At 73.8% G+C, this 11,868-nt stretch carries 9 protein-coding genes and 3 pseudogenes; 1 reads left to right on the top strand and 11 read right to left on the bottom strand.

Going from position 1 to position 11,868, the window contains the following annotated elements; translation table 11 throughout:
* Positions 1-33: 33 nt before the first annotated feature.
* From G6R25_RS31685 to G6R25_RS16230, 3 genes and pseudogenes are all read right to left on the bottom strand, one after another.
* Positions 34-198 carry a hypothetical protein gene (locus tag G6R25_RS31685; RefSeq protein WP_235948717.1) on the bottom strand — a complete coding sequence of 55 codons (165 nt, stop codon included), beginning with the start codon at positions 196-198 and terminating at the stop codon, positions 34-36.
* A 104-nt stretch (positions 199-302) separates the two neighbouring features.
* Positions 303-389, bottom strand: a pseudogene (locus G6R25_RS31690) (helix-turn-helix domain-containing protein); the annotation flags it as partial.
* A 97-nt stretch (positions 390-486) separates the two neighbouring features.
* The gene (locus tag G6R25_RS16230; RefSeq protein ID WP_163553680.1) at positions 487-2,130 is read right to left on the bottom strand and encodes an ABC-F family ATP-binding cassette domain-containing protein; all 1,644 of its coding nucleotides are present in this window, start codon (positions 2,128-2,130) and stop codon (positions 487-489) included.
* A 55-nt stretch (positions 2,131-2,185) separates the two neighbouring features.
* Between G6R25_RS16230 and G6R25_RS16235 the strand changes: the two genes are divergently transcribed.
* Positions 2,186-2,725, top strand: coding sequence for a TIGR03668 family PPOX class F420-dependent oxidoreductase (locus G6R25_RS16235; RefSeq protein WP_163553673.1), 540 nt, complete (start codon positions 2,186-2,188; stop codon positions 2,723-2,725).
* On the opposite strand, the gene G6R25_RS16240 is transcribed toward G6R25_RS16235, so the two are convergent.
* The 8 genes and pseudogenes from G6R25_RS16240 to G6R25_RS16270 all read right to left on the bottom strand — a co-directional run.
* Entirely contained in the window at positions 2,722-3,516 is a 795-nt protein-coding gene (locus G6R25_RS16240) for a ribonuclease FAU-1 family protein (protein WP_163553674.1), read from the bottom strand. The two genes, G6R25_RS16235 and G6R25_RS16240, sit on opposite strands and share 4 nt — an antisense overlap.
* Before the next feature lie 2 nt (positions 3,517-3,518).
* Complete coding sequence (locus G6R25_RS16245; RefSeq protein ID WP_235948715.1) at positions 3,519-4,187, bottom strand: nucleoside/nucleotide kinase family protein; 669 nt, start codon at positions 4,185-4,187, stop codon at positions 3,519-3,521.
* Positions 4,188-4,277: 90 nt separating this feature from the next.
* Positions 4,278-4,817, bottom strand: coding sequence for a GNAT family N-acetyltransferase (locus G6R25_RS16250; protein WP_163553675.1), 540 nt, complete (start codon positions 4,815-4,817; stop codon positions 4,278-4,280).
* A gap of 24 nt (positions 4,818-4,841) precedes the next feature.
* A complete protein-coding gene (locus G6R25_RS25280; protein WP_235948716.1) occupies positions 4,842-6,344 on the bottom strand; it encodes a helicase-related protein in 1,503 nt (500 codons plus the stop codon).
* A pseudogene (locus tag G6R25_RS31695) lies at positions 6,345-6,926 on the bottom strand (DEAD/DEAH box helicase); the annotation flags it as partial.
* A 142-nt stretch (positions 6,927-7,068) separates the two neighbouring features.
* Positions 7,069-8,283: pseudogene (brxD, locus tag G6R25_RS25285) on the bottom strand (BREX system ATP-binding protein BrxD); the annotation flags it as partial.
* Positions 8,280-11,360: a BREX-2 system phosphatase PglZ gene (pglZ, locus tag G6R25_RS16265; protein ID WP_163553678.1), complete on the bottom strand. Its 3,081-nt coding sequence runs from the start codon at positions 11,358-11,360 to the stop codon at positions 8,280-8,282. The gene pglZ and the pseudogene brxD, both read right to left, overlap by 4 nt.
* Positions 11,357-11,868, bottom strand: a 512-nt coding sequence (locus G6R25_RS16270; protein WP_473246906.1) for a BREX-2 system ATPase PglY family protein, incomplete at its 5' end; no start/stop codon positions are given. The genes pglZ and G6R25_RS16270, both read right to left, overlap by 4 nt.

Here is an 11,868-nt window from a genome sequence, read left to right on the forward strand (position 1 = left end):
ACGGGGCCAATACTCCGCGTAGCAGATCGCAACCTAGAACGATCTTCCCGGGGCCCTGCCCTTCTTCTTGAAGGTCGGGTATTTGGCTCGCTTCTGCCAGAAGTTCACATACGCCGCCTGGAGATTCCGCAGAGTGGCCTGCAACGGCCCCTTCGACGGCTCGGCGAGCCACAACACATGTCCGGGTCCCGCTTCCATGCCGTCAGCATCCTGTCCGTCTCGGCATGGCTGACCCGGCGCTGTTCCTGAACCCACACCCGGTGGCGTTCCGCCAACGCCCGGTTGTAGACGTAGCGCACACAACCGAACGTCTTGGCCAACTGTTCGGCCTGTTGCGGGGTCGGGTAGAAGCGGTAGCGGTACGCCCGCTTCACCACCCGACTCCCCATAGCTGACGGAATACACCATGCCGTTGTCACCTTAGCGCGGGAGTTGACGCGCTAACCCCGCCCTGAAGGACGGGACCTGCGCGCTACGTTTCATCGGTCACAGCGCCTTCTCGGCGACGAGGCCGCCGGTGACGTGCAGGCGGCGGGTCACCGCGACGGTGTCGAGCATGCGACGGTCGTGGGTGACGAGCAGCAACGTGCCGGTGTAGCCGGCGAGCGCCTGTTCGAGCTGTTCGATGGCGGGCAGGTCGAGGTGGTTGGTGGGCTCGTCGAGCACCAGGCAGTTCACGCCGACGGCCTGCAGTAGCGCGAGGCCGGCCCGGGTTCGCTCCCCCGGCGACAGCGAGGCCGCGGGCCGGGTCACCTGGTCCGGGCCGAGGCCGAACTTGGCGAACAGGGTACGGACCTCGGCCGCAGGCCATGTCGTCGCCCGCTCGGCGACGGCGAGGGCGGTGGTCTCGCCGCGGAACAGCCCTCGGACCTGGTCGATTTCGCCGAGACGCACCCCGGTGCCGAGGGACTGGCCGCCCGCGTCGAGCGGCAGCCGGCCGAGCAGCGCGCCAAGCAGGGTCGTCTTGCCGCCGCCATTCGGCCCGGTGATGACGATCCGGTCGGCCCAGGCAACGGTGAGGTCGACCGGTCCCAGGGTGAAGGCGGGCCGGCGCACGAGCGCACCGGTGAGGGTCGCGACGACGTCGCCGGAACGGGGGGCGGCCGCGATCGACATACGCAGCTGCCATTCCTTGCGCGGCTCCTCGACCCCCTCCAACCGGTCGAGGCGGGACTCGATCGACCGGACCCGCGCGGCGCTCTTCGTCGCCGCCTCGATGCGCGCGCCCCGGGCGGCCCGGTCGTTGTCGGGCATCCGCCGCTTGGCTCGCACCGAGCCGCGCACGGACTGCTCCCGCTGGCGCTGTGCCTGCGCGACGAGACCATCACGCTGGTCGGCGTAGTCCTCGTACCGATCACGGGCCTGGCGCCGGGCGACCTCGCGGGCCTGCAGGTAAGCCGCCCACCCGCCGGCGAACAGGGTGAGGCCGTGCTTGTGCGGGTCGATCTCGGCGACGGTGTCGATGGTGCGGTCGAGGAACTCGCGGTCGTGGCTGACGACGACAAGCGCGCCGGACACCCCGCGGACGAAGCGTTCGAGCCGGTCCAGCCCGTCGAAGTCGAGATCGTTGGTGGGCTCGTCGAGCAGGGTGATGTCGAAGCGGGACAGCAGGACGCTCGCGAGCGAGCCTCTCGCGGCCTGGCCGCCGGACAGGGCGGTCGTCGGGCTGTCGAGGGCGTCGGCGGGCAGGCCCAGCTCGGCGCAGACCTCCTCGGCGCGGACATCGAGGTCGGCGGCGCCGAGGGCGAGCCAGCGCTCCAGCGCGACGCTGTACCGGTCGTCGGCACCGGCGACGCCCGACGACAGCGCCTCCGCGGCGTCGTCGAGCTCCCGCTGCGCGGCGCCGACCCCGGTGCGGCGGGCGAGGAACGCCCGCAGGGTCTCACCGGGCAGCCGGTCGGATTCCTGGGGCAGCAGGCCGACGCCCGCGGTCGGCGGCGCGAGATCGACCCGTCCCTCGTCCAGGGTGACCAGGCCGGCGAGAGCCCGCAGCAACGTCGATTTGCCGACGCCGTTCGGCCCCACCACCCCGAGCCGGTCACCGGGTGCGACGGTGAGCGAGACACCGTCGAGAACAGTCGCCCCACCGCGGGTGACGGTGAGGCCGGAGGCGACGAGAGTTGCGGACACCAGGCCAGTCTCGCGCATCGCCTGATCCTGGGAAGGCTGCGGGGATACTGGACGCGTGCGGCTCAGTGGGCTCGAGGCCCGGAAGCGGTTCGCGGCGGCCCGGGTGGCCCGGCTGGCCACCACCGGCGTGGATGGTCAGCCGCTCGTGGTACCCGTGACCTTCGCCCTCGAGGCGGTCGGTGAGTCCGACGGTGACGGCGACCCCGGTGACGGGACTCGCCGCGGCGGGATCCGGGCCGCGACGGTCGTGACCGTCGTCGATCACAAGCCGAAGAGCACCCGGACCGGGCTGCGGCGGCTGCGCGACATCCGCGACAACCCGCTGGTCAGCCTGCTGGTCGACCACTACGACGACGACTGGGCGCGGCTGTGGTGGGCGCGGGCAGACGGGAAGGCGCGCATCGTGGAGGCCGGGGATCCGCGGCACGCCGCGGCCGTCGCCGCCCTGACCGCGCGCTACCCGCAGTACCAGCAGGTCCCGCCGACGGGACCCGCCATCGTCGTGGCCGTGACCCGCTGGTCCGGCTGGTCCTACGCCGACTCCCCCGGGGCCATCCGAACCACGCCGGGCCCGCCCCGGCCTCGGGAATTCTAGGCGCGGGGGCGGTCCCACCCGGCGGGCAGCGCGTCAGGGGTTCGCCACGTCGGGTCCGGCTGGAAGTCGGTCCAGGTGCCGTCGAAGGGGAACGTGCCGGCCTCCACCAGCCGTAGTAGCCGCTCCCCCTCGGCTCGCACCGCGTCGGGATCAGGCACCCAGTAGTGGTCGGGGTAGGCGAGCCGTTCCTCCAGCTCGTGCTCGTCCTTCCACTCCCAGGTTCGCTCCGGCGTGACCCACAGATCGAGGTCATGATCGGTGGTATCGACGCCGACGAGGTCGTCGTGACGCCAGGCGACGGCAGGCTCCTCCAGGTTGATGTACCAGCGGACGAAGCGCCCCTGCCAGTCCCAGAACCACCACACCGAGTTGGCGCCCCGCGGCGGGATCAGCATGAAGATGTTCGGCCCGCGCCACACGGTCGTCGTCATCACCGTCGGCTGGCGGATCCACTCGGCGAAGGGCATGTCCCGCAGCCCGCGGCCGTCGGCGCTGAGCTCGACGGCCATCGGGCAGCCGTGCGGGATCCACAGCCGCAGGCCGCGTTCGTCATGGCCGACGACATGGCCGGTACGGACGAACACCAGCCGCTTCGTGGTGAACGACCGGTGCACGACCACCTCGCCAGGCGTGTACGGCGCGGCCGCCGCCAGGCTCCTGGCGGCTCCCTGCACCGCCTCGTCGGCGGCGAGGCGGGAGACCGAGTCGGTCGGAGACCTCCCCGCGGACGAGACCCCCGCCGGCAGGAACGGCGGCGAGGCGGGACCGTTGACCGCGGCACTCTCCGGCATCGTCACCGCCTGACTGTACGGCGAAGGCCCGTGCGGGCCACGACTTGCGGCCACCCCGTCGCCGGCCCGGCCGAGGCGGGCGCGCCGTTGACGAGGAGGTCGGCCCGGCCGGCGACGTCCTCGGCGGCGAAATACCGATCCTCGTGGCGAGCCCAGCGATCCCAGTGCGGGGCGAAGGTGTCCCCGTCCCGGGCAAGCGCGCGCCGCCGCCGCACCCGCACCGGCGCCGCGACGCACACCAGCCCGCTGAGCAGGGGTGTCGCAGCCCGCGCACCGGCACCGACACCCTCGACGACGAGGATCGCGGGCGCCGGGTCCAGCGTCTGTCGGGGGCCGTAACGCCCCTGGTCCCAGTCGTAGCGGCGCCAGCACGCCCGCTCCCCACGGGCCAGCGGGCCCAGGATCCGGGCGACGAGCTGGTCGACGCCGGCGGCGAGCCCGTCCCAGCCGTCGTACAGGTCGTCCATCCGCACCACGGGCGCGTGGAGACGCTCGGCGATGGCCTGCGCCAGCGTCGTCTTACCCCCGCCGGAGCGCCCGTCGACGGCGAGCACTCGCGTCTGTCCCGCCCGCGCCCGCCGGGCGGCCACCCACTGCGCGATCTCCACCGCCGGACTCGTCCCAACGCCCCGGTCCGTCCCGACGCCCCGGTCCACGCCGCCGTCCGCCACGCCGCAACTCCCCTCCCCGATCGCCCCCGCCGACCCACCCCGTTCCTGACGAGGTTCCTCTCAGCGCTGGGGCCGTGCCGGCCGATCGGGTCACGAGCCGGTGCCGGGCCGCCGCGACCAGTCGCCGCGGCTGACGGCATAGATGGCGTGCCTCTCCTCGTGGAGATACTCGGCGCCCGTCCGGTGCATCCCGAGGCGCTGCGCGACCCGGACCGATCGGATGTTCGCCGGGACGATGGCCGCGCACACCCGGTCGAGTTCGGGCCGCGCCCGGAGCACCCAGGTGATCGCCGCGCCGGCCGCCTCCACGGCGTATCCACGTCCCCACCAGGGCCGACCGATGTACCAGAGCGCCTCGACGCCCGGCCAGCCCGGCTCGTCCCACAGCCCCGCCCGCCCGACGAGCGTCCCGCTCGCCCGCTCCACCACGGACCAGGGCCCGACGCCGGTGAGCAGCCAGCACCCGGCGCACCCGGCCATCTGGTGCCATACGGCGTCCGGCGACGTGACCGGGCCGCCGACATGGCGGGCGAACTCGGGGTCGGACCAGATCCGGGTGAACCCGTCGACATCACCGTTCTCGATCGGCCGCAGGATCAGCCGCGCCGTCGCCAGCGTCAGAATGGCCATCTCCACAACACTCCCATCCCGCCATCAGCGAACGACGAAGCGGACGGGGTCGCTCAGGACGGCGGCGGCGGCGTCGAGGTCGGCGAGGCGAGCGGCGAGCGTGGCTTCGGCGAGGCGTGGGGGCAGGGCCGCGTTGAACTTCAGGCCGGCCAGGGCCTCCCCGTCCACCTCGGGCAGGCAGAGCCGTTCGGCGAGATCACCCAGGGTAGCGATGAGCGTCGCGTTGGCCCGCCGGCCGGCCCAGGTCCACCAGTGCACATCGCCGGTCCGCTCCCGCCGGATGACCGTGCCACCGAGATGTACGCGATCCAGGTACTCCTCGCGTAGCCGCGCGAGGCGTTCGGCGGCGCGCGATGTCGTCTTCACCGGTGGGTCGGCGCCGAGCAGCACGTCGCGCACGGCGTGCATCAGCGGAAACGACAGCGCGCCGGCCCCGGCGGAGGGGGCGACCAGCCAGCGGGCCCGACCGCCGGTGGTGTCGACGGGTTCGACGAAGCAGCGACGCCGGTTCCAGTCGATGTGGTTCACCCGCCAACTGCGGCCGGCGAGCAGCAGCAGGCGCGGCCCATCCACCTGGTCGGACAACAACGCAGGATCGGTGCTGCCGATCTCCTGCCGCCCGGCGAAGACGGTGAACTGCGGCGCCGCGGTGAAGACGGCGAGCAGGTCGGAGAAGTGCCGGAAGCCGAATCGTCGCTGCGCTTCGGTACCGATGAACAGCATGCCGTCGTCGACGTCGAGAAATCCGGCATCGGCGAGGTACCGCACGATCGGCTCGGCGGTCCGGTCGAACGGCGGCAGTCCGCGCCAGCCGCTGGCCCACAGCCGGTCGCCGACGCGCCCCTCCTGCAGGGTCAACGCGAGCACCTGCTGGGCGACGATGTGCCGCGGCTCGGGCGGGGGGACGACCGGTTCGACCCAGTTCCGCGCCCACAGCAGCAACAACGCGGCCGCACGGGCCAGGCCGTCGTCGTCCAGCGTGAGGAACAGGCAGTTGCGGCGGCTACCAGGGCGCCGGCCGGTACGGCCGAGGCGTTGCAGGAACGACGCGACGGTGCCGGGCGCATTGATCTGGATGACGTGATCGAGGTCGCCGACGTCGATGCCGAGTTCGAGGGTGCTGGTGGCGACGATCACGCAGTCGCGGGATTCCGCGAACGCCTGCTCGGAACGGCGCCTCTCATCGGCGGACAGCGACGCGTGGGACAGATAGGTCGTCACGCCAGCGGCGCGCAACGCCTGTCCCAGTTCCTCGACAAGCTTCTTCGAGTCGCAGAAGACCAGGCGCTTGGCGCCGCGGTGCAGCAGGCCGATGACCTTCGCCGCATTGTGGACCGAGCCGACGTAGTCCACCTCGACGTCCCCGGGCGGTGCGGCGGACGGCGGAGCAGCACCGTCCTCGGCCCGGGCCCCGGGCCGGCGGTCGTCGAGGGCCGTCGGGCGGTCGTCGGGGGCGATGAGGCTCGCGGGTCTGCGGCCGGCCGCGGATCCCTGCAGCCAGCGCAGCAGCTCGGCCGGGTTTCCCACGGTGGCGGACAGGCCGACCCGCTGCAGATCGCGACCGGCGACGACGGCGAGCCGTTCGAGAACGGCAAGAAGATGCCAGCCGCGGTCGTCGCCGGCGAAGGCATGCACCTCGTCGACGACGACCGCACGCACGTCGCCGAGGAAGCTTCGATGATCCACAGTGCGGCTGACAAGCATGCTCTCCAGCGACTCCGGCGTGGTGAGCAGGATGTCCGGCCGGTCGCGAAGGATGGCGCGCCGCCGCGAGGTCGCGACGTCCCCGTGCCAGACGGCGCCCGCTCGACCGAGCCAGCCGGCGTAGCCGGCGAGCCGCGGAGCGAGGTTGTTCAGCAGGGCCTTCAGCGGGCAGACGTAGAGCAGGCTGGTGCCCTACCAGGAGCCGGCGGCCATCCGGCTCAGCAGCGGGAACATGGCCGCCTCGGTCTTGCCGCCGGCGGTCGGCGCGAGCAGCAGCGCGTCGCCGCCGCCGAGCAGGGGACGGATCGCCGCCTGCTGCCAGGCCCGCAACCCCGGCCATTGCAGCGTGTTGACGATGTGGTGCAGCACCACCGGATGCAGCAGTTCGGCGTCGGGCGCGTTCACGGCCCGCCGTCGTCCGGCAGACCGCCGTCGTCCGGGGGCCCTCCTGGTCGTCCAGGTCCAGGGCGATGTCGCCGGCCGAGGCGGCGTTGCGTTCGACGTCCGTGAACTCGGCGGCGGCGATCATCAACGGGTAGTCGCGGCGCGGGTCGAAGGTCGGATGGTCGTCGACGCGATCGAAGACGTCGACGAGTTTCTTCAGATACAGCCGCGGGGCGATGCCGATCCGGCCGGCGACCGCGTCGGCGAAGGCCGCGAGGTAGCCGTCGTCGACGGCCGCGGTGAATCGGCCGGGTTCCCGGGCGCCGGCGGCGTAGACGTCGCGGACCCGGCCGCCGAGCTCGACGAGGGCGTCGTGGCCGAATCCGGGCAGACGAAGCTGGACCGCCCGGGGATTGTCGAACCTGGTGTCGCCGGTGAAGTCCGTCGCCAACCGCTGCGCGAGCGGCGGCAGGCGCTGCACGCCCTGCGGGCCGTCGTAGAACGCCGGGGTGCCGGTGATGCACAGGTACAGGCCGGGAAAGCGACCGCCGTGAACCTCGTCGATGAGCTGGCGCAACGCGTTGAGGGCCTTGTCCCGGGCGTCGGAGCGAACCCGCTGCAGGGTTTCGACCTCGTCGAGGACGAGCAGCAGCCCCGGATAGCCGCTGTCGCGCAGCACGACGAGCAGCCCCTGCAGGAAGCCCAGGGCGCCGAAATGGTCGAGGTCGCCGCGGACGCCGGCGACTCGGCGAGCGGCGGCCGCGACGTGTGGCTGGCCGGCGAGCCAGGACAGCACGGCCTGCGCGGTGGCCTGGTCACCCGCGACCGCGGCGCCGCGATAGCCGCGCAGCGCCGCGGCGAAGGCGGGGGCGCTGCGGGCGACCTCGACGAGACGCTGGTCGAGCAGGTCGGCGACGGCCCGCTCCAACGTGGCCGGGTCGGCCGGGTCGGCCGTCCCAGCGATGAGAACGTCCTCCTCCAACGCGTAGAACCAGGCATCGACGACGGGGCCCAGCGCGCTCGGCGGGAACGTCGCGGTGCTCAGGCGTTCGGCGAGGCGCCGGTAGACGGTCTCCAGCCGGTGCAGCGGCGTCTCGTTCTCGGAGATCTGCACCTCGGCGGCGGCCAGGTTCATCCGGCGGGCCCGGTCGGCGAGCCAGCGGGTGAAGAACCTCTTGCCGGAGCCGTACTCCCCGCGCACCGCCTTGAACACCGCGCCGCCGGCGGCCACCGCGGCCAGGTCGTCGCCGACGGAGGTCTCGAACCGGCCGAGACCGACGGCGAGCAGATCGAGCCCGGCTTCGGGGACCACGCCGCGGCGCAACGCGTCGAGGACCTCGCGGCGCCGGGCCGCGCTCACCTTTGCCGGGGCGTTCACCCTCGCAGGCCGAACTGCTCACGCAGCAGGGTCTGTTCAAGGCGCAGCGTGCGCCCGCTGTCGATCAGCGCCAGCACCGGGTAGTTGTCGACGTTGAAGACGCGCTGCAGGACGGTGGCGAAGCCGGTGGCCCGGGCGGGGTGCTCCCCGGCCCGTTCCGCAACCACGGCGGTGGCGAGTGTGCCGCCGGCCTCAAGCAGGGCGGTGAGCGCGGCCGCGACCCGCTCTGTCGGCATCCGCCGCGGGGTGCGCCCGAGCTGAGCGGTGAACATCTCCGAGGCGAGAATCTCGGCGACGAGGCCGGCCACGACACGCTGGCGACCGGAGAGCGCAGGCAGGTCGGCAGCCGCGTCGGGTGCGGGAGAGGGGACGGTGCCTGCTGGCGTCGGAGGATCGACGGGGAGATCCAGACTGGTCTGGCCGGTCACCTCGGCGGCCCGCCGGCGCACCGGGCGGACGCTCGCGGCCCTCGAAGGACCTGATTCCGCGGGACGCGGGTCTCGGGTGACGGCGCCGACCATGAGCTGGGGGGAAACCGTCTCGGCGACGGTTGCCGTCCACCATCCGGGCCGCTGGTCGGCCAGCGGGCGCCACCCCTTCGGCGGACCGTCGTCCAACGTCGGGATGAACGGCAGGAAGGCCAGCATGGGGATGGTCACCTCCGCCGGCGCGGCACCGCCGTGGTAGCCGGCGCGGCGGGGGTTGTAACGCAGGGTCGAGTCCCACAGGGCCACGATGCGCCCGCCGGGGGCGAGCACGCGGCGGCCGGCGAGCTCCACCTCCCCGGCGGCGACCTCGCCGGTGGGCATCCGGTGGCGCGCGGACAACGACGCCGAGGTGGGCCGCAGGGCCGTGCCATGCTCGGGCACGTGCCCGTGATCGCTGGTGAGGACCACGGCGCGACCGGCCGCTCGGGCGTGGTGCAGCACCGCCGCGAGGGGGGCGACGTCATCGATGCGCCAGCCCGGGTCGCGCCCCTCCCGGCCGGCGTCGAGGCTGTCGTCGACGGTGTTGATGACGACGGCGACGAGTGCGTCCTCACCGCTGATCGCCGCAACGACCTCCTCGTGGAGCGCCGCGCCCGCGCCACCGCCCAGCGCGCCGCGGTGGAACAGCCGCACGGATCGTCCCCGCCAGCGGGGATCGTGTTCGAACGCGGCCCTCTCGCCGTCGGCCCGTCCCTCGGTGAGTGCACCGGCCAACAGGGAGGCTCGGGACACGGCGGTGATGGTGGGCAGCGCCGCGACGGCGGCGCGGCGACGTGCCGGGGCGGCGGGGCTGTCGTCGCCGAGCGGGTCGTACTCGTCCCAGTGGTCGCGGCGGAGGTCCTCGGCAAGCTGGACGGCGACCGCGGCGCTCATCCCGTCGAGGACGACGAGCAGGACCCCGCGGTCCCCGGTAAGCAGGGGGGCGACGATCCGCTCCAGGACGGATTCGACGCCGAGGGTGCTGACGGGCAGCGCCCCGGCGGTGGCGTCGGCCAGGCGCACCGCGAAGGCCGCCTCCCCGTCCCGCCGCCGCGCGGCCACGGCCTGGTAGAGCCGCCGGTAGGCAGCCTGGAGGTCGGGGTGGGACACGTCGCCGGCCCAGATGTACCCGGCGGCCGTGTCCACCCAGCCACCGGTACGGATCTCGTCGGCGACGAGATCCTGGTCGTCGCCGGTGGCCGCGGGGGGCCGGGCGAGCCAGCGCAGCAGTCGCACGGCCATCGCCGCCTGTTCGACCCGCAGCGGCGCCTCGGCGGCAAGATGGTGCGCCCCCAACGCCCCAGCGGCGCGGTCAACACCCGCGGCGATCGGGGGCGCCACGCCGTCGAGGGAGTCCAGCGCAGAGTGGACCGTGCAGGCGAATGTGCCGAGTCGGCTCTCCAGTCCGGCGGGGAGCAGGTCGCTGCGCGCTCCGGCCGCGGTCATCCCCAGGTCGCGGAGCATGAACTCGGCCCGGCGCAGCAGCAGTGGCACCGGATCAGCCGCGTCGGCGACCGACCCGCCGGGAGCAGCGTTGCCTCGCTCGGCGAGCATCCCGACGACGACCGCGTGCGCGGCGTCGGCGAACCGGCGCAGCGCCTCGTCCGGCAGGCGGCGCACGCCGAGGTAGCTCTCGGCTCGTCCGCGGGCCCGTTCCAGGGCGGCGGCGTCCACCGTGGGCCCACCGGACGCATGATCGCCATCGCCGCTTTCCGACCCAGCGGGAGAATTCGGCGCCGTCGTGTCGCCCGGCGAGGCCGCCCACAGCACGCCGAGCATGAGACCCACGGACAGCGCTTCCACGCCGAATCCGGCGTCGACCGCGGCGAACAACACCTCGGCGGGCGTGCCGATCGTCTCGACGAACCAACGCACCAGGCCGGCGCGTTCGTCCGGCCGCACGGCGGTGAACGTGGCGACCGCGCCCGGCAGCGCGCTCCAGCGCAGCAGCGCCGTCACGTCGAGGTCGGCGGGAGTGAGGCCGAGTCGGTCGAGGCCGAGGCGCCGGGCGGCGAGGCTGCGCAGCGCGTGGTCGCGGGTGAGAACCGGGCCGGTCAGCCGAGGCCAGCCGCCGGGCGGCATGGCGTCGAGCAGGGCGGACACCGCCCACTTCTCCATGCTGAGCTGGGCGTCGACGCTGGCGGCGCCGAAGCTCTCCTCGACCAGAGCCCACGGCTCGACGTGGTGCACCCGGTGGCGGAGCACGCGGCTGAGAATGCCCCCCTCGTCCCGGTCGGTGAGCAGGACGAGCGCCTCGGCGTCACCTGCGCCCGGACCAACCTCCCCCGGCGGCGCTGGCAGTCTGCCCGCCGCGCCGGCCGCGTGGGCGGTGACCTGTTCCAGGACCGCCAGCGTGGAGACGCAGGCGACGACGCGGACGGTCGTGCCGTCAACGCGCAGCCGAGGGTCGCCTTCCCAGACCGGCTCGGCGCGCACCAGGATGACCGGCGGGCGCGCGGCACCAGCACCAGCACTCGACCGGCGCGGGAGCAGGCGGCGGACCCGCTGTTCGAGCGCCGTGCGGGTGATCCGGGAGACGCCCGGCGCAGCGCCGGACGGCTGGCCCGGCGGTGCGGGTGCGCGGGCCCCCCGGTCAGGCGCGGTCGTCACGGCACGAGCCGCCAGGTGAGCTCGATCTCGCCGCGCCGGTCGGCGGCCAGCCTGCGCAGTTCCTCCACCGCGCGCTCCAGCGAGTCCAGGTCGCCGCCGGCCACCCGCCAGACCCGGAATCCGGCGGGCACCCGTTGGTCGCCCTGTTCGGGGTTCGATGGCATCGGCTCTGGCCCGCCGCCCGGCCGGGACACCGTCGGCGAGGGCGTGGAGGTGAGGTCGACCGCCGTCCCGTTCCCGCCGGAGGTGCCGGCCTGCCCTGGGCCGGGCGGCTGGACCAGCGGCGTCCTCGCCGGTGCGGCTCGGCGCAGGGCGTCTGCGACGGTCGTGGTGGCGGCGGAGCTCGCCGCCCGAAGCGCCGGCGCGAGGGGGGTGGTCAGCTCGTCGTGGCCGCCGGCCTCGGACAGGTCGGCGAGGATGGCCCGACCGCGGGTCCCGTGCGGCTCGGGCAGCCCGTCGAGCATCTCGAGATAGGACCACTGGGTGGCGTCCAACGCCTCCCGAACCT

The sequence above is a fragment of the Candidatus Frankia alpina genome, assembly GCF_902806485.1.
Taxonomy (GTDB): domain Bacteria; phylum Actinomycetota; class Actinomycetes; order Frankiales; family Frankiaceae; genus Frankia; species Frankia alpina.

Excerpts from the sequence above, each read along its gene's own strand:
- G6R25_RS16240 (WP_163553674.1), bottom strand. The coding sequence starts at position 3,516 with ATGCCGGAGAGTGCCGCGGTCAACGGTCCCGCCTCGCCGCCGTTCCTG.
- G6R25_RS31685 (WP_235948717.1), bottom strand. The coding sequence starts at position 198 with ATGGAAGCGGGACCCGGACATGTGTTGTGGCTCGCCGAGCCGTCGAAG.
- G6R25_RS16250 (WP_163553675.1), bottom strand. The coding sequence starts at position 4,817 with ATGGCCATTCTGACGCTGGCGACGGCGCGGCTGATCCTGCGGCCGATC.